This is a genomic window from Kribbella pratensis, assembly GCF_004365355.1.
GTDB lineage: Bacteria > Actinomycetota > Actinomycetes > Propionibacteriales > Kribbellaceae > Kribbella.
Genome location: NZ_SODP01000001.1, coordinates 65,012 through 91,739, shown reverse-complemented (window position 1 = coordinate 91,739; position 26,728 = coordinate 65,012). Strand labels below are relative to the sequence as shown.

The 26,728-nt window shown below is 65.5% G+C and carries 15 protein-coding genes and 1 pseudogene; 4 read left to right on the top strand and 12 right to left on the bottom strand.

The genetic code is table 11. The annotated features are described in order from the left end of the window. Positions 1-84 precede the first annotated feature (84 nt). The gene (locus EV653_RS00340) at positions 85-2,976 is read right to left on the bottom strand and encodes a hypothetical protein (protein ID WP_134096805.1); all 2,892 of its coding nucleotides are present in this window, start codon (positions 2,974-2,976) and stop codon (positions 85-87) included. 486 nt (positions 2,977-3,462) lie between these two features. Here EV653_RS00340 and EV653_RS00335 point away from each other — a divergent pair, with 486 nt between their 5' ends. The 3 genes and pseudogenes from EV653_RS00335 to EV653_RS41920 all read left to right on the top strand — a co-directional run. Then, positions 3,463-6,240, top strand: a complete 2,778-nt coding sequence (locus EV653_RS00335) for a S8 family serine peptidase (RefSeq protein WP_238159476.1) — start codon at positions 3,463-3,465, stop codon at positions 6,238-6,240. A 151-nt stretch (positions 6,241-6,391) separates the two neighbouring features. Next, positions 6,392-6,628 carry an AAA family ATPase gene (locus EV653_RS00330; RefSeq protein WP_166679250.1) on the top strand — a complete coding sequence of 79 codons (237 nt, stop codon included), beginning with the start codon at positions 6,392-6,394 and terminating at the stop codon, positions 6,626-6,628. Between the two features lie 17 nt (positions 6,629-6,645). Further along, a pseudogene (locus EV653_RS41920) lies at positions 6,646-6,828 on the top strand (IS1634 family transposase); the annotation flags it as partial. Positions 6,829-7,307: 479 nt separating this feature from the next. Here EV653_RS41920 and EV653_RS42835 read toward each other — a convergent pair. From EV653_RS42835 to EV653_RS41515, 11 genes are all read right to left on the bottom strand, one after another. Continuing rightward, positions 7,308-7,634, bottom strand: a complete 327-nt coding sequence (locus tag EV653_RS42835) for a DUF7674 family protein (RefSeq protein ID WP_441294965.1) — start codon at positions 7,632-7,634, stop codon at positions 7,308-7,310. Positions 7,635-7,682: 48 nt separating this feature from the next. After that, positions 7,683-16,253, bottom strand: coding sequence for a golvesin C-terminal-like domain-containing protein (locus tag EV653_RS00320; RefSeq protein ID WP_134096801.1), 8,571 nt, complete (start codon positions 16,251-16,253; stop codon positions 7,683-7,685). A gap of 1,786 nt (positions 16,254-18,039) precedes the next feature. Beyond that, positions 18,040-19,596, bottom strand: coding sequence for a bifunctional 3-(3-hydroxy-phenyl)propionate/3-hydroxycinnamic acid hydroxylase MhpA (gene mhpA / locus EV653_RS00315; RefSeq protein WP_134096799.1), 1,557 nt, complete (start codon positions 19,594-19,596; stop codon positions 18,040-18,042). After that, entirely contained in the window at positions 19,593-19,958 is a 366-nt protein-coding gene (locus EV653_RS00310; protein WP_134096797.1) for a DoxX family protein, read from the bottom strand. The genes mhpA and EV653_RS00310 overlap by 4 nt, the downstream gene beginning before the upstream one ends. Beyond that, entirely contained in the window at positions 19,955-20,887 is a 933-nt protein-coding gene (locus EV653_RS00305) for a fumarylacetoacetate hydrolase family protein (protein WP_134096795.1), read from the bottom strand. The genes EV653_RS00310 and EV653_RS00305 overlap by 4 nt, the downstream gene beginning before the upstream one ends. Further along, entirely contained in the window at positions 20,884-22,017 is a 1,134-nt protein-coding gene (locus tag EV653_RS00300; protein ID WP_134096793.1) for a VOC family protein, read from the bottom strand. Before EV653_RS00300 ends, EV653_RS00305 begins: the two co-directional genes overlap by 4 nt. Before the next feature lie 54 nt (positions 22,018-22,071). After that, on the bottom strand, positions 22,072-22,776 hold the full coding sequence (locus EV653_RS00295; protein WP_134096791.1) for a TetR/AcrR family transcriptional regulator: 705 nt from the start codon (positions 22,774-22,776) through the stop codon (positions 22,072-22,074). Between the two features lie 27 nt (positions 22,777-22,803). Continuing rightward, positions 22,804-23,892 carry a catalase family protein gene (locus EV653_RS00290; RefSeq protein WP_134096789.1) on the bottom strand — a complete coding sequence of 363 codons (1,089 nt, stop codon included), beginning with the start codon at positions 23,890-23,892 and terminating at the stop codon, positions 22,804-22,806. A 24-nt stretch (positions 23,893-23,916) separates the two neighbouring features. Next, complete coding sequence (locus EV653_RS00285; RefSeq protein ID WP_134096787.1) at positions 23,917-25,248, bottom strand: Dyp-type peroxidase; 1,332 nt, start codon at positions 25,246-25,248, stop codon at positions 23,917-23,919. Positions 25,249-25,256: 8 nt separating this feature from the next. Further along, the gene (locus EV653_RS00280) at positions 25,257-25,688 is read right to left on the bottom strand and encodes a hypothetical protein (RefSeq protein ID WP_202871430.1); all 432 of its coding nucleotides are present in this window, start codon (positions 25,686-25,688) and stop codon (positions 25,257-25,259) included. Continuing rightward, a complete protein-coding gene (locus EV653_RS41515) occupies positions 25,685-25,864 on the bottom strand; it encodes a hypothetical protein (RefSeq protein WP_202871429.1) in 180 nt (59 codons plus the stop codon). Before EV653_RS41515 ends, EV653_RS00280 begins: the two co-directional genes overlap by 4 nt. A 194-nt stretch (positions 25,865-26,058) precedes the next feature. Here EV653_RS41515 and EV653_RS00275 point away from each other — a divergent pair, with 194 nt between their 5' ends. Next, entirely contained in the window at positions 26,059-26,694 is a 636-nt protein-coding gene (locus EV653_RS00275) for a TetR/AcrR family transcriptional regulator (protein WP_134096785.1), read from the top strand. Positions 26,695-26,728: the final 34 nt, after the last annotated feature.

Below are 26,728 nucleotides of genomic sequence, written 5' to 3'. Positions count from 1 at the left end.
CGGCAACCCGGCCGGATGACCTGACATCCTCTCCGATTGGGACTGCGCCGCCCATCGGCGCAGTCCGTTTGTTTTCGGGGGTTTTCAGTACCGTAGCGCGGTGAAGCCGTCGATCCAGGCGTACGACGTACTCGCCGAGACGATCGAGACCGTGCCGGAGGCGTAGGGGGTGACCGGCAGGTAGTAGGTGCGCCTGCTCCAGCTGGTCGCGGCGAGTGAGATCCGGCCGAGTTTGCGGCCCGCGTGCCAGACGTCGACGGCGCCTTGACCGGGTCCGCTGAGCGCGACGACGGCGATCCGGTTGCCGACCTGGCCGGTGCGGTACAGGCCCGCACCGGGCTTGTTGAGGCGCGAGGCGGTGCCGTAGATGCCCATCGCGGTGGTGGCCCGGGTTACGGAGCCGGTGATGCTGAGCGAGCGGTCGTCGAGTGGCAGCGACGTACAGACCTGTGGTGACCAGGCGGTCAGGTTTCCGGCCGCGTCGCGGGCGCGGACCATGAAGCAGGTGTCGGAGCCGCCAGCGACGGTCATCGACACCGACGGGGTTTTCGTCTTCTGCCAGGCGGCCGGGAAGACCCAGGGGCCGAGCGAGCGACCGGCCCCCGCGGTCCGGTACACCACGTCGTAGGAGCCCAATTGGGTGTTGTCCTTGTAGGAGAAGGTGAACTTCACGGCGGAGGTGTACCGGACCCGGTCACTGGGCGAGAGACGCGCGAGGGTCGGCTTGGTGCCGTCGACCTGGCTGCATTGTGACGCGCTCCAGGGGCTGACGTTGCCGAGCTTGTCGGTGGCGCGTACCCGGAAGCAGGTGTCCATTCCTGGTGCCGCGGTCATGGTGACCTTGGTCGCGGTCGTGGCGGACCATTGCTGTTTCCAGGCGCCGTACGCGCCGCTGGCGCCGGTGCGCTGCTGGATGCGGACGTCGTAGGACGCCACGCCGCTGGCCGGCTCCGCGTCGGAGGTCGGGTCGGTGAAGGCGTAGCTGAACGCGATCGACTGTGTCGGCGAGGTCCGCGGCCCGGCCGTGGCCGAGGTCAGTGTCGGTGCGGTCTTGTCGGCCCTGGTGGTCGGTGGCGCCGGCTTGAGCCAGTCGACCTTGGTGACACGGACCTGTTCGGCGTTGTCGACGTAGGCGAACCGCGGATCTTCGGCACCCGCCTCGGCGATGATTCGCCGCTCGTCCCGCCAGGCTTGGGCGGCAACGTACCCGTAGCTGCGGTGCGGTAAGTCTGGGTCGTTCAGATCGGTGACGAGCAACTCCGGCGGGTTGTCGCGTGACAGTGCGAGTGAGGCGATGAAGCCGTCGCCGAGGACGCGGCTCCAGCCTTCGCCGACGGTCAGGGTCCGGTCTGGCACCACTCCGAGCAGGTCGACCACGACACCGCAGTACGTCGCCCAGCGACCAGCAACCTGCAGGCCGGCGCCCGGCGCGCAGCTCTGCGGGACGGTGGCCTGTACGGTCTTGGTCCGACCGGTGCTGGTGTCCTTGCCGGAGAGAATCCCGGTGCTGTCCGGCCCGGTCCAGACCCAGGTGCCGTCGATAGCCGTCTTGGACCGGTCTTTGACGGCCGCGTCGGCCGGTGCGCCGGTCCGTGCGTCCTGAAGGACGTCCCCGACTCCGTTGACGAAGGTGGTCAGCAGCCGGCCGCCGCGCCCGAGCCGGACGGTGTTCAGAGAAGTCATGGGAATGTCGCGGTGTCCGCCGGGCCACGCCACCACGTACTGCGGTTGGGTGATGCCGGGGGTGCGTTGCGTCGTGACCAGCACGTCGCCGGAAAGCTGGAACGGCTCGTCCGGGCGCTGCAGGCCGGGAATCGACGTCCTCGGCTGTGTCCATTCGGCGCCGGCGGTCGTCGTGATCTCGGACATCGGGACGTCGAAGAACGCCATGTCGCTCGAGTCCATCCAGGACGCGACCACCCGGTCTCCGGACATGCCGATGCCCCAGGCCAGCTCGCGCGCCCTGGGCAGTGGCATGACCTCGCGGCGACCGCCGTCGCCGGACAAGAGGTCGAGCGACGTTGGCCGGCCGACGAGGAAGGTTCCGTCGTCGAGTGCGGTGCCACCGCGGGCATCGGTCAGCAGCGGTGCGCTCACCGCGCCGTCGGCCGCGGCGATCCGCCGTACCTCGTACTGGTAGTCGGCGGCGGTCTTGTGGAGCACGAGGAGGTCGTCGCCCAGGGTCTGCAGATCCTCGGTGAAACCTACATCGACGGTCCCGCTCGCCTGACCGTCCCGATCGGCCCACGCCACCTGCTGCCCGGTCGCGGTCTGCCCAGTCCGCCAGAACACCCGGCCGGGCGTCAGCGTCGCCCATTCCGGGGAGACCGCCGCGATGGTCTTGCTGGCCCCGGTCTGCACGTCGATCAGCCGCAGATCGTCCACCGTCTTCACGAGCAGGTGGCGCGCGTCCTGGTCCATGCACACGAGCGTCCCGATCGGCGTGGTGGCTAGCTCGCGCTTCGCACCGTCCGGCTGCTGGATCCAGAGGTGCTGCACGTCGTTGTCCACCGTTCGGAAGACGACGCCGACCTCGTGCAAACAGACTGCCCAATCCGGGATGAGCACGGTGCCCTTGGATTCCGACGTCGCGGGATCGATGTACTCGTATTTGTACTGGCTCACGCTGGGTGAAGTCGCCTTGACGAAATACTTTCCGGCCATCGCCGGACCGGAGTACTCCGAAGAGACATCGGGAATCACAATGTGCCCGTCGGCCACGCTGGCCACCTGCCAGTTCTTGTTGCTGGCGCCGCTCCAGGGGTCCTGTCGATACGCGAAGTACTCAGAGGTGCCGACAGACGTGAACGGATGCTGCGCGTCGTCCCACAACGGGGCCAGCAGCTCGCCCTGCTCTGCGGTGACGGCCGCCTCGGCAGGATTGGAACGGAAAATGGTCAATGGGACAGTCACGGCTCCAGCGGCGATCACAGCCGCGCAGACGAGACCGGCAACGACGACACGCGGGCGGCGCATCAGAACTCCTGACGTTGGGGGCCTCAGAGTTATAGCAGGGCCGAACCACAGCTGCTAGACCAGTTGCAGCTAGTGGCAACGCACTTCGTCCTCGAGATTGTCGAACTCGAGGACACCCGCTCTGATCCCAATGTGTCCCTAAACCCGGCTGCCCCTGCCGACACCACGAAGCAAGCCCACTAGTCCAACAGGCCGAGGGCGGGCCGGCCGGCGCGCGAGAGCACCGGACGCACTGCTGGGGAGCGGATCTTGTCCCAGCGTCCTGGTGACAACGATGGTCACAGTCCGATCACCGCCGTAACGACCGGCTGACGGTGCCGATATAGCCAGTGCGCCCGGACCCCGAGCTTCCGGCGTAGCGTCGCGATCCGTCGAGATCCGGCGATCCGCCCACTCGAGACCCTTGGGGATCCGTTGCCATCTCGTTCTGCTCTGGTTGTTCGCTTCGGTGTCCCGGCCACCCTGATCGCGGCCACTTTGGTGACCGTGACGGGATCGTCCGGCCAGGCTGCCGAACCGCGGCCCGCACGGTTCGGGCTCGCCGCGGGCGTGTCCAAGCCGGTCTACGACCAGTCGTCGGTCGTGGTCAAGTTCAAGGCCGGAGCCACATCGGCAGCCAGGAAACAGGCCCTTGGCCGATCCGCGGGCCGGGCGAGCGACTCCATCACACACGATGTCGTCAAGGTCACCGGCTCAGAACCCGCAACTGACCTGCTCAAGAAGCTGCGCGCCGACCCCAGCGTCGAGCTCGCGTCACTGAACTACATCCGCAAGGCCAGCGCCACCCCCAACGACGAGTTGTACGCCGCCAACCAGAAGTACCTGCCGACCGTCCGGATGCCGCAGGCCTGGGACGTGACCAAGACGGCCGGCAGCCAGACAGTCGCAGTACTCGACACCGGCGTCGATGCCGGCCACCCCGACCTCGTCGGCCGCACGGTCCCCGGGTACAACGTCCTTGCCCCCGGCACCGCGCCGGTCGACGACAACTTCCACGGAACCTTCGTAGCCGGTGTCATCGCCGCGAACACAGGCAACGCCGCCGGCATCGCGGGCGTGGCCTGGAACGCCAAGGTGCAGCCGGTCAAGGTCCTCGATCAGTACGGCGAAGGCACCGACGACGAGATCATCGCCGGCATCAACTGGGCAACCTCGCACGGCGCCCGGGTGATCAACATGTCTCTGGGCGGACCCGGCGACAACCCGATCCTCCACGACGCGGTGGACAACGCAGTCGCGAAGGGCGTCGTCGTCGTGGTGTCCGCCGGGAACAGCGGCGACAACGTCCCGCAGTTCCCAGCTGCCTACCCCGAGGCGCTTACCGTCGGCGCAACGGACGACAACGGCTCCCTGACCGGGTTCAGTTCGTACGGCGACTGGGTTGACCTCGCCGCACCCGGTTTCGACATCGCCAGCACCGTACCGCGGGCGCTGGCACCCAACTTCCCGTACGGCCTGGCGAGCGGCACGTCATTCTCGGCTCCGATCGTCGCCGGCGTCGCCGCACTCGTGCGGAACAAGTACCCGGCATTCACCCCCGCCCAGGTCGTCGCACAGCTAAAGGCAACGGCCCGCGATGCAGGGCCCCGAGGCATCGATCCGTACTACGGCGCAGGCATCCTCGACGCCTACGGAGCACTCGGAGGTACCTGGACGAGCGAGTTCCCGTCCGCAGCACCGGACGGAAACGACTATCCGGCCAAGGCCAGCCCGATCAACGGAAACGCCATCACGGGATCCATCGACTCCGAGGGAGACGTCGACTGGTACAAGATCGACTCGCCCGCACGCAACGCGGTCGTCACCGTCACCAGCCCCGAGTACAGTTCGGCGGACTACGCCCAGAACATGGGACCGGTCGTGTCGGTCTACGACCGGGATCTCCGGATCATCGGCGCCGCCCAAACACCGTCACCGAAACTGGACGACGAAGGCCACGAGGTCATCGGCTCGCTGGACGCCGCGACCAACGTGAACCTGATCGACGGTACGACCTACATTGCCGTGCGCAGCTACAACGGCTCACACGACAGCAGGCCGTACCTTCTGACCATCGGAGACAGCACCACCTACGGCAACGCGACAGGGGACGGCGTCTGGATCCGGGATGCCTCCGTCGCGAGCCTGTCCACCAACGTCCCGCTCGATATTGCGCCTCGCGTCACATTCGGACGCTCCGTGCCTCCCGGTGTCATCACCAGCGACACCGTCCGCTTGATCAACGGCAAGACCGGCGCGTCCGTGGCGACAAACCTCAGCTACGACACCGACACCCAGACGGTGACCCTCATCCCCACGGCACCACTGCTCGACAACACGCCGTACCGGATCTGGATCGGCGCGATCCAAGATGCGGATAGCAGGTACTTCACCGGTTACTCGTCCTGGTTCCGCACCGTCGACAACGCGCCCCAGCCGGTCGGTTCCTTCACCGGCACCGGCGCCTATCTTGGCGCGACCCTGACCTGGAAGGTCCCACCGACGACCGACCTCGACCAGGTCATCATCCGACGCAACGTCGGCAACACCGCTCCCTCGTTGAGCACCGGCACTCTCGTATACGCCGGCACCGGGGCAGCGGTGAAGACCACGGGCCTCGCCAACGCCACGACGTACACCTTCGCCGCGTGGGTCAGGGATCGCAGCGGCAAACTCAGCTCGGGTGCCGTGGCTCGGCTGACTGGCACCAAGACTGCGGCCGGCCTCAAGTCCACATCGGTCACCTACGGCGCCGCTGTGACACTGAAGGGCACGATGCTCAAGATCGACAACAAGCCGGTGCCCGGCACCCCCGTGGCGTTGTACTGGCGTCCGAAGAACGTCGCGACCTTCAAACTGCTCACCACCCTGAAGACGACCTCGACCGGTGCGGTCAGCTTCACCTACAAGCCGTCGGTTTCCTCGGTCCTCGCGATCGCGTATCTCGGTTCGACCGAGCTGATGGGTTCCCGCAGCGCGAACCTACTGGTCGAGGTCAAGCCGACGATCAGTGCCGCCATCTCCCCCACCACCATCGCGCTCGGCGCCACGACGAAGTTCTACGGCGCCGTGCGACCCGCACACGCCGGCCAGCCGGTCTATCTGCAGCAGTACATCAACCGCACCTGGAAGACCCTCGCGAACGTCAAGCTCACCATGACCGGTTCCTACGCCTTCGGCATCAGGCCAAGGACCCGCGGCACCTACGCCTACCGAACTGTCTTCACCGCAGACGCCGACCACGCACAGGCCATCTCGGTCGCCAAGGCGGTGACCGTCCGCTGAGATCGCTCCACCACTCTCAGGCCAGGCTGCAGATTCCCAGTCTGTCGGCGGTAATGCGTTCCCCCTGCCGGGCGCTGAGGTGTCCCCGCCCAGGATCCGTGTGTCCGTCACATAGACGATGCGAGTGGACGATGCACGCGCGGAAGTTTCGGTGCGCGGCCTTCGTCTGGTGAATGCCGGCGCCGCTGACGACGACGCCCACCTCTCCGCCGCCGACACCGGCGGCGCCTTCCGACTCATCGCCAACGACACCGAGGCCGCAGAACTCACCGGTGTCTGGCGCTTCACCAAATCCTGGGAACGCGTCGTCAGCCTCGCCCTCCGACGTGGTGATCTGACCGCCATCGACACGTACGACGATGGGCAGATGGTGGCGTTGGGGAAGTAGGCTCGGTCGGTCGGGATCTCGTCTTCGCCGCACTAGCTATCACCCGGTTCATCGAGGCCCGCACCGGCTGGTCGATCAAGAAGTTCGTCCGCACCGCACGCCGCTACCGCACCGTCCAAATAACCGCCGGACAGCACGTCCTCACCGCCGAGGACCCGCTGCCCACCGACTTACGCGACGCCCTCGCCCAGATCACCTGACCAAGCCGTGCGCACTAACCTTGAGCCAGGTCGGGTTACACAGAACCGCCGTCGCATCCGCCAACACCACGGCGAAGAGCTTGCCCAGATCGACGCCACGTTCGCCAGGTGCGACCGTGATCCGCACCGACCCGGAAACTCGTACGGGCCCGGCAGAGTTCGACCAAATGCGCCGATACCGACATACCCCAGCGTGCATGCCACACAGTTTCGCCGCTTTGTGAGACTGTCGCATCGACCTGCCTGACATCAAGCACTGTGCGCATGACCCAGCCGGCGATCCGGCATATTGCCAGCCGGTCGGGGTGTGCTCAGCAATGGACCTCGAGCTCTACTGCCATCTACGCACCCTCTCACGGGGGTAGTGGCCGCCGAGTTGGCCGCTCCGAAAGCCCATGCTCAACCGAGGCTCCGGAGCGGGTACGCCGACGGATTAGTTGATGGACCCGCAATATTCGGTGTAGATGATCCAGAGCAACTCACAAATGATCCGGGCTAGTCAGAACTCTTCGCACCTTCGGCCCAGCATATCGGAGGACTGCTTCTTGCCAGGTCGGATCGAATAGATAGTCGAGAACTCTTATACTCAAGGCATCCTGGATTACCGAGTCACCTTCATCAAGGAGGCGTTCAGTGACCTCCAGGCACCGCTTTATCGCATCTACGTCATTTGCACGAAGTGCTGGCTCGAATATACTCCACCAAAAGCATTCCGAGACAATTCCAAAGGTTAGGACGGCACCTTCGCCTGGCCGTTCACGAATCAGCGCGCTGAGCGACTCCTCCGAGGATGGGAACCACTCCACCAGAACGGAAGGTAATTGATCATAGGTTATCAAAAGAACATCACATGACTATGAGACCGGCGCGCTGCAGCCATAACAGAACTCTCGCCATTGGTCACCATAAACCGCCTTGGCTAACTCGTCGAAATTGCCCGCCTTGTACGATTTGTAGGCCGCGATCGCAATCGGAATGTCGAGCACGAAACCAGCAGCTCCCAACGCTCTACCAAATATCATACCACTCGGCGCACGAGCGATCCGAGGCTGCTTGTAGGGGACTTGCTCAAAAGGTTCGCCAGTGATGTCAGCAACTGCAGCCGTCGACCGAATGTTCTTCATCGTATTCGATGTGGAGTCCGCGAGCCCGCGCGAACGGATATTATCCGTCACCTTGCCAGTCGGATCGTCGGCTGACAGTTTCTCCCATAGCTCAGCGAACTCGAACCGCGCCCGCCCAGCTTCATCCTCAGTCAGGAGAGCACCCTTTGCCTTGCGATCAGCTTCGAGGATCAGAGAATATCTCCTGGCTAGGTCCGCGACATCGGTGTGGTGATACCCAAGTCGCCCATTGCGCCCTTCTGTCATCTTTCCGGTCCGCAACTCAAACTCTAGAGCGCTTCCAGCTTTCCCATCGCCGATAACATCCTGCGCGCCACGCTTGGCGTAGGTATCGTTCAGAATCATCTGCAGGTCGTGATTCTGAACGGTCGGCGCCACCGCCGGTCCTGACGGTTTCGGCACATATTGCTCGCCGTTTTCGTCAATGGCGATGTGGCCGTCGAGTTCGATGGCGGTGATGGGGTTGCCGCCGGCGAAGGTGTAGCGGTTGTTGGTCCAGGGGTCGACGCCGAGGTTGAGGTCGGCGAGGGCGCCGGTGTAGGTATCGCGGGTGAGGAAGCGGTTGAGACCTGGGGAGTAGTCGCGGAAGCCCATGTCGTAGGACTCGGAGGACTGGTCCCAGCGTTTGGCGTTGAAGCGGTAGACGTTGTAGGGCTCTTTGCCTGGGTTTTGGGCTTCGGGCTTGTCGACGCCGGTGAAGCGGTCGTCGTCGTTCTTGCCGTACGCGGTGTAGCCGTAGGTGGACCGGGTGTCGCCGGCGTCTGACGTGAGGGTCTCGACGTCGGAGTGGGGGTTGTAGCCGTAGTAGGAGTCCTCCGAGGTGCCGTCCGGCTTGAACTTCACCTGGGACAGACGGGAGCCCCACGGCGTGTACTGGTAGGACGCGATGATCTGGCCGGCGACCTCTTCGGACAGCACCTCGCCTGTCAGGCCGAGGTAGTTGTACTCGGTGGTCTTGGAGCCTTCGACCTTCGAGCTGGTGCGGTCGAGGGCGTCGAAGCTGGTCTCGGTCGTCTTTGTGCTGCCGTCGTCCTGCAGCCGGCGATTCTTGATGATGCGGTCGTAGCCGTCGTAGGTGTTGCGCTCGATCACCTTGCCGCCCGCCGACACCTGCGACAGCCGGCCGAACGGGTCATAGGTGTACGACGCGGTCGCGCCGTCCGTGGTCGCGGTGAGGAGCCGGTTCCGGTCGTAGCTGAACGTCGTGTCGACGTCCTTCACGGTCTGAGCGATGACGTTGCCGGCCGCGTCGTGGGTGTACGACTCCGACGAGATCAGGTTGGAGTTGGTCACGTCCTTCTTCTCGACCTTCGCGACCCGGTCGAGCGGGTCGAACGTGTAGTTGTACACGTTGTCCAGGTAGGCCGAATGGTTGTCGGCGTTCTGGACCTTGGCGGTGTCCTTGACCCGGTCGCCGTTGGGCGAGTACTCCATCGCATGCTGGGAGACCAGGGTGCCGTTCGACTTCTTCTCGACCTGCGACGCGACCAGCCCATCGAGGAAGTAGTCGCTGTCGACGGTGTTACCGTTCGCCTTCGTCTCGATATCGGTCTCGCCACGCGACGTGTAGGTGTACGAAGCGATCTTCGGCGACGGATCGGAGGCGGACTTGGCGTTCTTGACCTGTTCGACGAGGTCGCGGAGGTCGTAGCTGTACGACGAGAACTGGTCGTTCTTGTCCGTGACGTCGTCGAAGGTGCGCGTCACCGGCTCGCCGTTCTCGTTGTAGGTGTAGGTGGTCGTCTTGAGGAGCGAGGTGCCCTTCTTCTCCTCGACCGTGGCTACCTGGTTGAGGCCGTTGTAGGTGACGACGTAGTCGCTGACCTTGGCACCCGGCTGGGTGTCCGTGATCTGGAGCAGGTTGCCGTTGACGTCGTACGTGTAGGTGAAGTCCTTCTTCTCGGTGTCGGCTTCACCCGTGTTGTCGCGCACGAGCTTGACCGCGTCGGCTGCAACGGTTCCCGTGGTGGCTGGAGCGAGCGTGACCGAGCCGGTGGTCGCTTCGGCGAAGGTGAACTGGCCCAGACTGACCCAGCTGCCGGCTCCGGTGGTCTGGTTGACCGGCTTGGACACTGGTGTCGAACCAGTGCTGACGGAGTACGGCGCCGCTGTCGACGCACCGGCCACGGACGGGTAGCGGACGTAGACCGTGTACTTGCCGTCGGCCGGCACGTTGAGCTTCCAGGTGTGCTTGTCCGTACTGCCGGTCGCCGCGGCGTGGGTCCGGTAGTCCGTGCCCTGGAACCCGGAGCCGGTCGTCGCGGTGGCCCAGGTCCCGGCGACATCGACATCACCGGTGTCCGAGTTGTCGACGAGCGCGACGTTCAAACCGACCGGCACACCGTCGTCGCTGCGTGACTTCAGCTTGCCGTCGGGGAAGAAGTCCCACGTCATCGTGCGCGACGACGAGCCGCCGGCACTGGTCAGCGTCCGCGCAGTCTGCTGACCCAGATCGTTGTAGCCGTAGGTGGCCGCGATCTCCCACGGGTCGGCGCTCGACTTGACCCAACCGTTGTCGAAGTAGGTGTACGACGTGTCGTTGCGCGTCGTCTGCCCCTCGGAGGCCGGGGCGCTGACTTTCGTCACGTTGCCGATCTCGTCGTACGTCATGACGGTCTTGTCCGGCGTGTTGTAGCGCACGTCGTCCCGGTCGTACGGCGCGATCTGCTCCTTCGGCCGGTTCAGCGCGTCGTACGCCGTGACATGCGCGAAGTCGTCCGGATCGTCGGTCGTCTCGACACCGCGCGGGCTGATCACCTTGGTCTGGTTGCCGACCTGGTCGTATTCCACCTGGGTAGTGCGATACGTGACCGTGCCGCCGGCGTCCTTGCTGTGCGGCACCTTCACCTGAACGGTCTTTCCCCGCTCGTCCAGCGTCATCAGTGTTTTGTTGCCATCGGCATCTGTCCGACTGACGACGTTGCCGTCGCGGTCGTAGTCCTGCGACGTGGTCTTGCCGGCGGCGTCGGTGGACGTCTTGGGCCGGTGCGCCTTGTCGTACGTCGACTTGGTGGTGAAGTCCGCGGGATCGGTGGACGCGGACTTGCGCGGGTCGACCACCGTCACGACATTGCCGACATTGTCGTACTCGTAGCTGATCGTGTCACTCTGTGCGTTCGTAACCGACAGCAGCTGATACACCGGGTCGTACGCGTAGCTGGTGACGAAATCGGTCGTCTCCGGTGTCAGAGCGCCCTTCGGTTCCGTCTGCCGGAGCAGGTTGCCGACCACGTCGTATTCGTACTTCGTCTCCCGCTCCGGGCCGGTCACGAGGTCCTTGGGCGTCTTCGCGGAGATCAGCTGGTCAGCGTCGTCGTAGACGTTCGTGCTGACGGCGCCGTTGGGTGCGGTTGCCTGCATGACGTTGTCGTTCGCGTCATACAACGGTGCCGGGGTATTGATGTACAGGTTGGCGTTCTGGTCCTTCGGCACCTTGCTCGTCATCGGCCGGCCGAACAGGTCGTACGTGTAGCTGCTCGTCTTGAGCTTGGCGTCGGTGACGGCCAGCACGTTGCCACGACCGTCGTACCCAAAGTCCGTGAACCGCGTCAACGCATCGGTGATCCGCATCGGGTATCCGGTGTCGTGGTACAGCGAGTACGTCGTCGTGTTGTTGTTGGCGTCGGTCGAGGTCTTCAGCTGCCCGAGGGCGTCGTAGGTGTACTTCGTGGTGTAGTCGTCGGCCGTAGCTGTGGCGTTGCCCTTCGGGTCGGTGACCGAGGTCAGGTTGCCCAGCGGGTCGTAGCCGAAGGTCCAGGCGCGACCCTCCGGACTGGTCTTGCGGATCAACTCACCGTAGAAGCCGTTGCCGCCGACGTTGTAGCTCAACACCGTCGCGGGCGTCCCGTTGGCGTTGGCCTCGGCGTCCTTGACGGTCAGTGGGAAGCCCGTCTTCGGGTCGTAGCTCCAGGTGCTCTTGGCGCCGTTGGCCTCCTCGAGCTGGGTGACGTTGTGGTCGTCGTCCCAGGTGAGTTTCGTGACCTCGTTCTTGGCGTTGGTCGTCTGCACCGGCCGGCCGAAGCTGTCGGTCAGGTACTTGGTCGCCCGCGGCGTCGCGTCGGTGACGGTTGTCTCCACTGTTGCCCCGGGCGTGGTCACGGGCACATAGCCGAATGTCGTCGTCTTGCCCAGCCGGTCGGTCAGCTTCTCGAGCTTCCACTTGTCCTTCGGATCGGTGGGCGCAGCGAAGTATGACAGGTTGGTCGACTTGCCGCGCGGGTCGGTGATCCGCACGAGCTTGGTGTTCTTGTTGGTGTTCGTCGCGTCGTAGACGAACTTGAACGTCTTCGCCAACGTGGTTCCCGCTCCGTCCACGAGTTCGGCCATCAGGCCCTTGTCGGAGTAGGCGAAGGTCACCTGTCGGCCCGAGATGTCCGTCATCGATTCGACCTGGTCGATGATCTTCGGGTTCGTCAGGTTGGTGGCCGCCGTCTTCACGCCGGCGTCGTTGATGTAGCTGTAAGCCTGACCCTTCTCGTAGTAGTCGAGCGTGAGAGTACGCCGACCCGCCGCATCGGTGATGTAGTCGAGGAACTTGACCGGCTTGTTCGCACTCTTGCGGTCCTCGTACGTGAACGTGGTCTCGTTGCCGTTCTTGTCCCGGATGACCGACTGGAAACCCTGGTCGTCGAAGAAGAACTGCGTGCGGTCCGGCCGGGTCAACGACCAGGCCCGGTTCACCGAGGTCTTGTTGTCCGGCGGGTCGGCCACCTTCTGCAGGTACAGGTGCACACCCTTGGGATGGTCGTAATCCCACTTGGTCTCATCCGTCGTCCCGTGCTTGTTGAGCGCAAAGGTATGACTCGTCCCGTCGCCATCAGTCAGAGTGATCTCACCGGGCCACTTCTGACCACGTGGATGAAAGTCCAGCGCAGACCCGAGGCGGTTGAGCGTCGACGCCGACAGCGACCAGCCGTAGCCCATCGACGATGCCGAGGTGTCCAGGCTGTTGTAGGTCATCCGGACGAACGTCGACGCACCCCGGCTGGGGTTCGAGAATGCGTTGTACCCGAACACGACGTTCCCGGTCGCCAGGTTCACCATCGTGGACGAGCCGGCGCCGGTGTTCTTCCCGGCGTACTGGTAGAACTTTTCGAGTCCCAGTTGGTCGGAGGTGGGCTCCTCGACCGCGGCGTTCTGGTCGAGGGTGCCGACGCCGCCGGTGGTCGTGGACAGCCAGGCGTTGGTGATCTTGTTGCGAAGATCCCACTTGAGCAGGAAGTCCTCGCGCTTGTTGCTCGGATCCGCAATCGGGGGGCTCTTCACCTGAGCGGTCACCTTGACCGCCGCACCCGGCGCGAGATCAGCCGGCAACGCCGTGTCCAGCCGATTCGCCGCCGTGGTGACATCGGTGCCGTCGGGCAGAGTCCAGTGGTAGGACAAGGCGTAGTCGGAGGCCTTCAGCGTCGAGGCCTGCGTATTCGTGATCGTGACATCGACCGGATATTGAGCCGCGGGTGCTTGCCGCTGGGGAGTCTTCGGTGCGTGATAGGTGGTTTCCGGCGTCTTGGTCAGGTAGGTCACCTTGAGGATCGGCCGCAACAGCGGCTCGGCGGCCTCGGCGCTCAGGAACAGCGCATGCCCGGTCGTGGTCTCCGTGGCCTGCTTGACCAGGAAGCCATGCTCGCTGCCAGGCGTGTTGACCCATCCCTGTACAGCGGCCTTGGCCTGCCACCAATGCCAGGTCGGATCCGGTCCCATGTTCGCGGCCGGAACATAGTCCAGCAACGCGCCGAAGTCCCCACCCGGTGTGGTCCAGGAGGTCGTCGAGCTGGCCTTCTGCCACGTGGTGGACGTCTCCACGATGGTCTTGCTGAGCGCATGCGCGTTGAGCTGGGCCGCGCCGCCTTCGTAGTGGGCCTTCCACAGACCGAGCTTGGCGTCCAGGATCGTCGAGCCCGCCGGGATAGCGCCGGTCACCGTCCCGAAGTTCACCACCGCCCGAGTCTTGCCATAGGTGCTGTTGTTACCGACCTCGAGCCACGCCTCGCCGTCGATCTTGTCGAGGTTCGTCGCGTACTGCACGCTCGACAACGTCGAGTCGGCAGCTGCCTGGATGTACTTGACCACCTGGCCGGCCTTCGGCAGACGCGCAAGCTGCGTCGCGGACGGAGTCAGCCCGCCATCTTTGGTCTTGACCGCAACCATGTAGTAATAGCCGTCACCTTCGTCCGACGTGTCATCGGCAGGCGTCGGCTCGGCACTGGTGTCGGCGTACGTCGTGGTTCCGGTGGGCACCGGGGAAACCAGAGTGTCCGCGGTCGGGGTGAAGTTCTGGAAGGTGCTGCGATGCACCTGATACTCGACGATGTCGTCGGCTGTGCTGGTGCTCGGGTCGACGTACGCGCTCCAGTTCAGGGTGGCGCCGGTGGCGGAGATCGTGGTCGGCACGGCGAGGGTGACCCCAGGACGGCCGTAGGTAATGACCAGCTTCGGGCGGTTCGCGTGCCTGTGAAGATCCGAGCCGTTGTAGGCGTACTCGCTCGCCTCGTAGACCGGCCCACCGCGCCCGAGGGTCTCGTCCGTCGCCTTGACCACGAGACCGTTGTTGGGGTTGCCATCGAGCCAGTACTGCACCGCGTTGCGCACGCTGAACGTATGCCAGACACTGCTCTCGCCGGCATCCTTCGTGTCATAGGCACGCTTGATCAGCCGCAGCGTGTCCGCCGTCGTGACCTTGCCCGCGACGTCACCCATCGTGATCCGGTAGCCACCACCCACGTTGAACGGAAGCGAGCCGAGGGCCTTCAGAACATTCCCAGATCCCTGCGTCTGGTCGACCGTGTAGTTCGACGTTCCCCCGCCGTGCAAGACGCTGTACGGCGTATTGGTCGCGCGATCGGCCCCTTGGATGTACCCCGCGTACACGTCGTAGTAACCGGTCTCGGTCACATCGGGCATCCAGGTGAACGACGATCCCGTCGCGGCATCGTTCTGATACTTGTACCCGCCGCCATCAGCCGCTGCCGACGTACCGGACAGCCAGGCACCCACCATCGACGTCTTACTGGTGTAGCTGTCGTCGACGTACGACATGTTGTAGGCGAGGCTGCCCAGCGTCGTGTTGACCGGCGAGTTCCAGTTCACCGTCGACTCGGTCCACGGCGAAGCCCCAAGTCGCGCCTCCAACTGGACCGCATTCGCGTCGGTCCCGAACGACTGATCGAAGTACAGCTTCAGCTGGGCGGAGTCGACCGTAGTGCCGGCCGGGACGCTCGAGATGTCGAACTTCAGCAGACTCCGGTACTTGGCCGACGCCGTCGTACCGGCATACAGGCCGGTGATGCCGCCGTAGTTCGTCGTCGGCGCACTGGAGTCCACCATCGCGTCCTGCGCCTGATCCGGCGCCGGCTCGATCGCAATCGTCGGATCGATAACCACCGGATACTGACGCTCCGCGCTGTTCAGCCACGCCGCGTCGGCCCGCACCGTGACCTCGATGTTCGCGCCGTTCTGCGTGACCGTCTGCGTCACCTGCTCGCTGTACGCCTTGCCGTACGGCGAGGACGCGTCATCACGAGCGTCCGTCATGAACGGCCCGGGCATCGTGAACAGCGGCCCGCCGACCCCGCTCTGCCGGTAGAACGCAATCGAACCATCCGCCTGCGCCTCGGCCTTCACACCGGCCAACTTCATCGTGAAGCGATACGTCGGATCGGCCGGCACCGACGGCAGAACGATGCTCTCCTTCAACTGATCGGGTCCGACCTGATAGACGACATCCGCATCACCGAAAACATCCGGATACGTCACGCTGTCGCCGGAACTCGTCGGGGCAAGCACCTTCGTGCCACTCGCACCGAGCGTCAGACTGCGGCCGTCGAACTCGAACCGGACCAGCTGGTCTGACCGGTTGCCGAACGAGCTCCGGAAGCTGTTCGTCTCGTTGACGAAACTGAACCCGCTGGCGCGAGTCGATCGCACCGTCGTGTCGATCGGCTGCAGACTCCCGTCAGCCGCCCGATAGTGAACAGGCTCGCTGGACAGCTCCGCCTCGCGCCGGCCATCCGCCAGCTCGAAGACCTTGCTGGTCGGAGTCCTCTGACTGGTCAGCTCCTTGACCCGTCGACCATCCCGCTTGACCGGCGCTGGAGCTTTCTCGTTGTGGGGTACTGCGGCAGGCAGTACGCCGTTGAGCTCAGGATCGGGTTGCCCAATCTGGCTTCGCCACCCCTGAAGGTCAGCCGCCGATGCCGCGGCCATCGAGTGACTGGACCGAGCGAAGGCCTGGGTGGGGAGCATCGGCGCGAGTAGCGCGACGGCCAGGGAGATGGGGATCAGCACGCGGCGGTAGCGGGACATACCGGGCAAGCTCCTCGGGACGGCGCCCAGCGGCCGCTACGAGGAGCGGACCACGGGCGGAGCGGTCAGCGCGGCGGGTAGCCGGGTGGATGCATAGTGCCAGGGATCCGAAGCGTCGCCGAAGGGCTACGGATAGGTAATGTCACTTGCTGCAATCCCTGTAACGCTGGACACCCGAATCGCGATCGCGCGCGAGGCAATCCCTTGTAATACAGGCGTTTGAACGTCAAAACAGGTGCTAAACAACCGAGCGTGCAACCTCAGGTCTCGGACAGGTAGCGCACGCGGATCTGCGATCTGATCTGGTCCAGGATCCGGATGACCCCTACCGATGATTGCCATGGCACGGCCGGAGGTTCCTGGAGACCCGCTCCGCAGACATCGGCCCACCCCTAGGATCTCGTCGATGGAGCCGAGGCTCTCGTGCGGCGCCGATACGTGCTAGGCCTCGACCCGCGCTGCAACAGGAAACCGGAGGGACGGATGAACGGCTCACCCGATGGTGATGCGACCGCGAGTGCCGGTGTTGCCGCGGCCGCGGGGCTTGCGGCGTCAATGCCGCATTAGCCGAGGGCCAGCCCCGTGCTCCAGGTATGCCCGACAGACAGTTGACTCAAGCACGAACCCTTTTCGGCTGTCACTCCTAGCAGCGATCAGTCCGAGGGTCCCAGCCACCAACGGCGTCGAGCACGGGCCGGTCGCGCACCTCTTTACGCACCGAAATCCGCGCGACAGGATGGTCAGCGATGAGACGTCACGGTCACGCGCAACAGCCAGATACCTTATCCAAGAGATTCTGCGCATCAGCAAACAGCGATGAACGGCGCCGAGTGGAAATCAGCGGGTTCGGGGTTCGAGTCCCTGGCGGCGCACAACAGCCCAGGTCACCACGGTGCCCTGGGCTTCGTGGTGTCTGGAACGAACCACAAACTGACCACTTTGCTGGCTTGACGCCTCCGGCCGAGCTGCAACCACCTCTCTTCGCGCATCACTCGGGCCATGACTTCGACCTTCATCTGATCCTGACTGTGCGTCACATCACAACGCTTCGCATCGTTGCCGATGTTCCGCATTCGGCAGCCTGCCCAGCGTTGAGCAGCCAACCACCACACAGGTTGGAGGCTTGACATGTCGAGACCACCACTGCCTCTCGGAACCTGGGGACGCATCTCGACCTGCCGATTCATATCGGCGCCAAGCTTCTCGGGCACCTGGATCTGGCTACCACGCAGGGCTACGTCGCAGTGTTCGAGGAGGACACCGTGCGGCACTACCAGGACTTCCTGGCCCGCCGCCGCGCGCTCGCCCGGCCGACGAATGCGGCCCTGTCCGCCCACAGGAGTGGTCGGAATTCGAGGAGCACCTCGGCAAGCGCAAGGGCGAACTCGGCAACTGCGACAGGCCCTACGGCAGCCCCTGCCAGCACGAACATGCCTGCATTCGCTGGCCAATGCTCCGCGTCAACCCCGGGATGCTGCCAAGACTTGACGAACTCGAAACAGACCTCCAGGCCCGCCGAGAACGAGCCTCGGCGGAGGGTTGGCTGGGAGAGATCGAAGGTATCGACCTGACCCTGCGGCTACTGCGCGAGAAGCAACGCACTGCACAGCGCGTCCGCGCGAACGCTGCCAGCAGCGGTGTGGTGGATCTTTGCATGCCAAGCGTCGTGGGCGCCGGAATAGTCGGAGTCGTCTGACTGTCCTTTCGTTGCGATCGTCATCCTTGCCTGCGCCGTCGGGTCCGGACGCATCGACAAGAGGCCGGCTCCCAGACTGACGCCTGTCTGTCATTCGACGCCTGTTGGCGTCGCTGCGGAGGAGCGTCCGCTAAGCAACTTGTCGGTCTGGGTGCTCGTCGGCTGGATCGGCATGGCGACGCACGCCTTAGTCAGATCGCGACCTGCGTAGAGGACCGTCCAGTCGGGGCGCACGACCGCCACCAGCGCCCGCTCATGGTGCAGCCAGTCGTACAGATCGTCGCCGGGGTGGGCCTGGATCAGGACGGCAGCATGTCGCTCGGCGGTGGCGCGTTGCGTCGGGGACGGGGTGGTCGAGGTGACGATCGCGAACTGCCCCGCGACCACGTCGTCGAAGCGGCGACCATCGGTGAGGACAGCGTTCGGGCATAGCTTGCCCACCAGGCCGCGTCGCAGCCGGGTTCGAAGCACAAGGCTGGAGCTGTGCAGTGCGGGGGTCTGGCTGCTGAGGATCCGGTCTTTGATGCCGGGTATCAGGTGCAGGCATGGCGCCAGGGCCCGGCGGACGCGGTTGGCCATGGTGCCGCCCTCCGTCATCGCGTGGCCGATCAGTTTCGCCAGGCGGATCAAGGCACGCGCGTGCGGTTCCCGTTCTGTCTGATAGGTGTCCAGCGCCGACTCGGGCAGCGTTTGGTCGATCACGCCCGCGAGCTTCCACGCCAGGTTGGCCGCGTCGCGCAATCCCGCGCCCATGCCCTGGCCGATGAACGGCGGAGTGAGGTGGGCGGCGTCGCCGAGCAGGAATACTCGCCGGTCGCGCCACCGATCGGCCGTCTGGGCGCGGAAGGTGTATTCAGCGGTGCGGACGAGCTCCAGTTCCTCGATCGGGACCTGCCTGGTCCACGGCTCGATCAACGGGTGGAGTTGGACGATGTCTCCGTAGTCCTGCGCGGTTTCGTCGGACGCGAGACGGAACTCCCACCGGTAGCGTCGGTCTCCGATCCGCATGTAGGTAGCGGCGCGGTTGCGGTCGCACACCTGGTGTACGCCGTCCCATTGGCCAAGCTCGGCGTCCGTGGCGATGTCGACGACCAGCCAGCGCTGTGCGAAGCCGAGATCCCGCATGGTGGCGCCGATGGACGCTCGGACCAGGCTGTTGGCGCCGTCGCAGCCGAGGAGGTATCGCGCCCGCACCGTCGAGGACGCGCCGGTGACGCGGTCGGTGAATTCGACCCGCACCGAGCCGGCGTACTGGTCGATCCCGGTGACCTCGACGTTGCCGCGCAGTGTGACGGCCGACGGCAGGTCCGAGCGCAGCAGGTGTTCCAGATCCGGTTGGTCGAACATGTTGGCCTCGGGATAGCCGTGCCGGCCGTCCAAGGCACCGCGCCGGAACTCGGCCAGCACGCGCATGCCCGAGTCGACCAACCGCAGCCCATAGCAGGGACGGGATGTCGCCGCGAACCGCTCGCCGAGCCCCATTCGCGCAAGGATCCGGTAGACCTCGTCGTCGAGGTGCACCGCGCGCGGTTGCGGGTAGACAGACTCCCACCGATCGAGCACCAGGCATTCGACGCCGCGCCCTGCCAGCAACCTGGCCGCGGTAAGGCCGGTCGGCCCGGCCCCGACGATGACGACCGGGATCATCCGGTCGCTCCGACCAGGACGGCCGCGTAGGAGCCGACCAGCACGGCACACACGACGGCCGGCATCACCTCGGACATAACCGCGGACATCGCCTCGCGACGACGCAGGTGGACGGTGAGCGCACCGGCCAGCAGACACAGCAAACCAGCCGCGGCCAGCACCCCGAGCAACGGCACCACCAGACCGAGCGCCACACCCGCAGCACCGGCCAATTCCAGTACGCCGATACGCCGGTACGCCGCGGTGGAGAAGCCGGCCTTCGACGCCAGCACTCGCATCCGTGGAACAGCCAGAACCTTCGCCAGCCCGAGCATGCCGAAGACCCCTGCCACCAAGACCGCAAGGACGATCACTGCCGTCATCGCACCCACCTCACGATGGTGTGCTGCCTGCCCAGGTCGATGGCGCCGTCGTCGGTGGCGACGGCGACCTCGACGACGTCGCCGTCGTGGAGGTACTTCGGGTTGCGGGCCTGGGCCTTGAAGAACAGGTTCCATTTCGTCGCCGCGGGCAGCAGGGATGCAATGATCTCGACTGGTTTGGCTGGGGCGCTGAGCGCCGTACCGACCGGTGTGCCGGTGAGCAGCAGGTCACCGGGATCCATCCGCTGGAACCTGGTGAGCGCCCGGAGCGCCTCGAGCGGCTGGTAGAGCATGTCGGCGGCGGTCATGTCCTGCCGAGGCTCGCCGTTGACCCACAGCCGCAAGCGCAGATCGGTGAATCGCTTGAGCTCGTCGGCGTCGAGCAACACCAGCGCGGGGCCGACCGGGGTGAACGTCGGATAGGACTTCGACTCGTAGAACTGGGTCTTGGGCAGTTGGATGTCGCGGGCGGAGATGTCGTTGGTGACCACGACGCCCGCGACATGATCGGCCACGGAGTCCGCGGTGAGGTCCGCGCCCACGGGCAGCGCGGCACCGATCACCAGTCCAATCTCGGCCTCGTAGTCCAGTAGCCGGACGTGCCCTGGCTTGACGATGTCGTCGTACGGTCCGCTGACGGATCCGGACGACTTGCGGAAGAACGTCAGCGGCACCGTGTCGGGGTTCATCCCGGCGTCCTTGACGTGGGAGACGAAGTTGGTCATCTGGGCGACGACTCGGCACGGGGTGGTGACCGGCGAAACCAGGTCCAGTGATTCGACGGGGACCGGATCCCCGGTGGCCTCGTCGATCGCGCGGCGATCGGCGAGCAGGTCGGCGGTGGTTTCGGCGTCCGTGTCGATCCGGATCGCGCCTGCGGGGGTGCGCACCCACCAGGCGTCGGCGGTGCGGAGAACAGACGTGCTCATGAGTTGGCTACTTTCAGCAGACCGCGTAGTCGGTCGAGGTCGAATTCGTTGTCGTCACGTAGTGCGCTGAACATCGAGCGCAGCTCACGCATGGACTCGCGGCTGGGTGCGATGCCCATGAAGTCCTTGGTTGCTGGAGGCCCCCACTGGGCGAGGCCGGACGCGGTCATCGGCGTCCACCCTGGTTCGAGAGTGCAGTCGAACATGTCGCCGTCGGTGAAGTGTTCGACGAGGAACCCGTCGGGATCGCGCCAGTAGTCGAAGATCTGGCTGCCTTGGATGTGCCGACCGATACCCCAGGATCGGTGGTAGCCCTGGTCCAGCAGGTGCTCCCCGCCGGCCGCCAGGGTGTCCAGATCTGCTACCTGGTACGCCGAGTGGACGTACCGGTTGGCCGGTCCGAGCGTCATCGCCAGCGTGTGGTGGTCAGTGGGTGTGCTGCCCCGGTCGCAGCGGATGAAGCTCATCACCGGCCCGCGATCGCGTTGTCCGGCGTAGAACAGGAAGTCGCTGACGATCAGCCCCAAGTGCTGCAGGTACCAGTCCAGCGTTTCCCTGTACCGGGTCGTCTGCAGCACCACATGCCCCAGCCGTTGTACCTTCGCGGGCTCGCGGGGCGGCCTCTGGGTCGCATTGGCGCGGGCGGTGTCGTGACCGAAGTTGAGGGTGAGTGGCCGCGGGGATGGCAGCGGCGGCAGTTGGTGCATGTCCGCCACTACCCGCACCGTCAATCCGCTGGGATCCACCAGGTCGACACCGATCCCGCCGAGGCTGTCGGGCAGTTTGACTGCAGCTGCCCCGGTGGCGTTCGCGAGCCGCAGTACATCGTTCGCGTCGACTGCCTGAAACGCTGGGCCGAGGAACCGCGAGCGCCGCCCACGCCGGATCAGCACGCACGGCGCGCCGGCGTCGGTTCCTCGGAGCTGCAGTTCGGTCGACGTCCGCAGTGCGGTGGTGAAGCCGAACGCGTGCGCGAACGACTCCGCGCCGCGCAGATCAGGTTTCTCGAACTCCAGCCACGCGACGTCGTGCACCTTCACGATCGGGTTGGCGGCTCTGCCAGGGTGCTCACCCCGTAAGGCGCCGTGCTCGCTGTGCAGCCCGGCATGCGGATCTCGGTACTTCGTCATCGGGGTCACTCCTTCAGATACTGATGAAATCATCAGTTGCGATCACAGCATCAGTCAAGGGTTCGGGGTGGGTCGACCGCGAGCGAACCGACTCGGATGCCGCCCCGGCGGTCCAGTTGGGCAGCGGCCCACCACGTGGTCGACGTCCGGCAGTGGCCGATGGCACAGGTCGACGGCCTGGTCGGGCGGCAGTCCGAACATTCGAAGCAGGTTCTCGGTGAGTTGGTCGGTGGCCTGCTCGGCGTTGCGGTCTGCCTGATCGTGGAGGAGTTGGCCGAGCGCCAGCATCGCTCCTGCGGCCGCCACCAGGGCGACGTCCGCGTCCGGGACGGTGAACCGTCCCGCTGCGGTCGCTGCGGTGATGTCGCGCAGCGCACGGGGCGCCAGGCCGTGGTCGGAGACCAGCACCCGAGTGCCGTGGTTCAGCAGGACCCGGCTCGCTCCGGGATAACGGCGATGCAGTCTTCCGGTCAGCCGGAACGAACGCGTGAACGCTTCCGCAGGGTCGGCGATCCCCTCCGAGACCGCGTCCATGAGTCGCCCGTGCGCCTCGAGCATCTCCTCGATGGCGGCGTCGAACAGGTCCTGCTTGCTCTCGAAGTGGTTGTAGAACGAGCCGAGCCCGACATCCGCGGTCTCGGTGATCTCGAGCACGCTGACCGCGGTCCGGTCCTCGGCCAGGAGCCGGCGGCCCGCGCCGATCAGGGCGGCCCGGGTGTGCGCCCGCCGACGATTCAGACGTGCGGCAGGCTCCCTCATGTCCCCTCGCGGCAGTCGCATGGGCCGTCAGGCCGGCAGTTCGTCGATGCCGGCCGGCTCCTGCTGATTGATGCCGTTGTAGCCGTGCCGGTAGCCGCTCGACTGCGGGTAGGCGGCGCGGCGAGATCGCATGATGGAGCCCAGCGGACGGTGCGCCTCGAGGGCATGCCACGGGCTGAACGACAAGACGTCGTCGGCATAGCGGCGACGTGCGTCGCTGTAGGCGTCCTGGGCGGGCAGGTACAGTGTCGCGACGACCTGGTGTGGCGACAGTTCCTCCGGCCATAGCACCGAGGCGTTCTCGACGGGCATCTTCTCGATGTCGGCGCACAACTGTGCCCGCAGTTCGTACTCGGCGCTGTCATGGCTGAAGAAGTCGGCGACGAGGTCGCGCAGCGCGGATTCGCCGGCTTTCCTGCCAACTGGTACGCCGGTGAGTGCCCGGACGTTGTCCGAACGTGGCGCGGCCGAGATCTTGGCGACGTAATCGCCGTACCGCAGCGCGGCCATGGAGTGGAAGGTCTCGCCGAGGATGTGATTGTTGGCGGCGGCAAGGGTCTCGATCGCCGGTGTCAGCGGGCGGCCCAGGCGCGTCAACGTGCGGGCGGCGACCCGGGCGCCGAGTCCGGTGACCTTCAGTTGCTGGTCGCTCTGCCCGGGCTGGCTTTCGAGCAGCTTCTGCAGCTTGGCGTAGTCGCCGATGGTGCCGACCGGCAGGGTCGGATGATTGACCAGGAGGAAGTCCTGGGTGGTGAATCCGTCGTCAACCGCACGGGGTCCCGGCACGCCGAGCACCTTGATCGCGAAGCCACGCTGGACCGATACCTGGTCGGAGCGCAGATCACCCGGCGCGGTGGAAAGCCGGACGATCACCGGATAGGTCCGTGCTTCGGCGAACAGTCCCTGCGCCAGGTGGGACGGGAGGCCACTGTGGACCCGCAGTTCACCGGCCAGGACACCGTGGCTCTTGGCGTGCGCGTCGCGCAGACCGTGGCGGTGCTTGGCTGCGACCTGTTCGTTGGCGCGCTGCATCGCGGCGACGACCTGGCGGGTGAGCTCTTCCTCGTCCGGGAAGGGTTTCTCCAGATCGGGGTGGTACGGAACGTAGCTGGTCATGGAAGTCTCCTGGTGGTACGGCGGTCAGCCGGCGAGCCAGCGGATCGCGGACAGGCTGGGCAGGAAGAAGTACTCGCCGCCGAGCAGGGTGTTGAAGCTTTGGATGTTGTGCACCCGGCGCGGTGGCGATCCGGGCACCGTGAAATAGGCGCCTTTGTCCTGCCGGGAGATGAGCGGGTCCTTCTCCTTGCCGAGGCCGGCGAAGCTGCCGGAGTTGACCCACTCGCTCTGCAGAAACTCGACGGTGTCGACGGCCCGCGCGCCGAGCGCGATGAAGTCGAGGCCGCGCGACGCGCCGTCGTCGCGGAGCCGGTCGGACGGGAGCGGATCGCCGTACGACGTGCTGCGCCGGATGATCCGGCGGATGTTGACGTCGCTGAGGATCTCGAGCTTCGAGTCGCGTGGGTTCATCCGCCGGATGTGGGATCCCACTGGCGTCCGTAATCCGCGCGGGTCGTCGGCGTAGCCGAAGTTGTTGATCCGCTGTGGATCTTCGCCGATAGCAGGGTCGTCGCGCTCGGGTGCGAGTGCCAGCGGTGCTCCGCTGCGCCAGCGGCCGACCAGCTTGGCGGCGAGCAACTCCCGCTCCTGCTCGGTGTGGCCGTTGTCGTACAGGAACTTGTTGAACGCGGCGACATGCGAGTGGTACTTGCGGAACACCACGTAGGAGCCGTTGCGCCCGAGCACGTCGGGAGCCGGCATTCCGAGCGGCTGCCCGGTCTCGCTGGGATAGCCCAGGACGAACTCCCCCGCCTTGATCGCGCGCCCGTCGCCGGGCAACGACTCCGCGCCACTGCCTTCGACCAGCGGCTGTGAGAAGCCGTCGCGGTAGCCGAAGACATTCCAGCCGGTGGCGCCGAAGTCCTGGTGCGACAGCAGGTTCACGCCGGGCAGATCGTGGAGCTGACGCCGGTACTCCGCGACCTCGCGGCGCCAGTCGTCCTCGTTGTCGGAGTAGACACTCACCGCCACGTGCACCCGAGACGTCCCGAACGGGAACTCCCAGTTCTTCGGCGCGTTCACGCCGGTGTCGCGCAACCGGTCGGCACGGGCCGCCATCCCGGCGCGGAAGTTCGCCGGGAACGACGCCAGCGAGCTCTCGGGCACCCCCAGCGCCACCAGACCCTGATAGCTGATCGCAACCGCCGGCCACGACGGCCGCGGCTCGTCCCAGCCCGCCGCCGAGGTCAGCCTCGGCGCAAGCCGACGCAACATCTCCTGGCCCGCGGCGCGGTCGCCGATCTCGAGAATCGCGTGCGACCCGAAGTACGGTTCAGGCCTGGCGCGCAGTACGACTGCCTGAATGTCGTCCAGCTCGAGAGTGGGACGGCGCCGTAGCCGTCGAAACAGGTCCATGATTCCTGTCAGTTCAGCTCGACGAGGAACCGCTGCACCGCCAGGTCCTGCCGCTTGAGCCGCGTGGCCTCGGAGACAGTGATGTCGGGGTGCGCCACGAACCACGCCGCCGCCTGCAGCTGGTACTTGGTGATGAAGTCCTTCACCTCCGGCGACGCGATCCCCGGCCAGCCTTCGACATTGCCGAACAGGTAGTCCATCATCTCGGGGATCTTCGTCGCGAAGTCGTCGATGTAGGCGTCCCACTCACCGTCGTACGCCGTCGCGAACAGCAGCTTCGTGTCGTTGTCCAGGAACACGAACCGCATGTTGTGCAACGTGCCGACCTGCCCGGCACCGACCAGGTTGCCGTCCACCAGCTTGAAGAACTTCCGCAGCCGCTCGGCGCCGTTCGGCTTCAGGTCGAAGATCCCCGTCAGCTCCGACACGTCGCCGCTCATCGCGCCGATCCGCCCGCGGTGGTGACCGCGTGCAGCGCCTGCTCGTCCTTGTCGGACAGCGCCTCGCCGACCTTGACCTTCAGTGCGACCTTCGCGTCCATCAGGACGTTGTTCACCTTCTCCCGCACCGCCGCGGGGAACGCCTCGAACCGCGCCTTCAGTTCCTGCTCACTCATCTCTTGCTCCTTGATCTCGGGGCCGGCCAGGTGCCGGGCACTGACATCACAGTAGGCAGATTCTGATGAAATCGTCAATTCTGAGCTACACATCATTTCTGGTCATGGTGGGGATCGGTACGTGACCAGGCGGCTTGGGAGACCATCGCAGGTGTGATGACCAGGTCAGGACTGATCTCGTCTACGCTGCGGACATGAGTGAGACGACGTCCCGCAACCGTTCCGACCGCAGGAGGGAGCGCACCCGCGCCGCGCTCGTGGCGGCCGCCAAGGCGATGCTGACCACCCGTGAGCCGGGTGAGGTCAGCATCCAGGAGCTCACCGACGCCGCCGACGTGGGTTTCGGCTCGTTCTACAACCACTTCAACTCCAAGCAGGAGCTCTTCGAAGCCGCTGTCGAGGAGGTCATCGAGGAGCACGGCGCGATGCTCGACGAGATCACCGCCGACATCGAGGACCCGGCCGAGGTCTTCGCAGCATCGGTGCGCATCACCGCACGATTCCCCAGAACGCACCCCGAGCTGGCGAAGATCATCGACCGAGTCGGGCCGCGCTACATCACCTCGGACTCCGGACTGGCACCGCGAGCCCTGCGGGATCTGCAGCGAGCCAAGGACGCCGGCCGACTGCGGTTCGAGGACCCCGCGGTGGCCATCGCCTGCGCGGGCGGCGCGTTGCTCGGCGTACTGCATCTGGGCCTGACCGCACGTAAGCCGGCTGCCATCGACCGCGCGGCGAACCAGCTCGCCGAGAACCTGCTGCGGATGTTCGGACTGACCGAGACCGACGCCCACGAGGTGGCCGGACGCACGTTGCCGCGCATCCGCTGATTGACAAGCCACCTCCGCATAACTGATGCTTTCA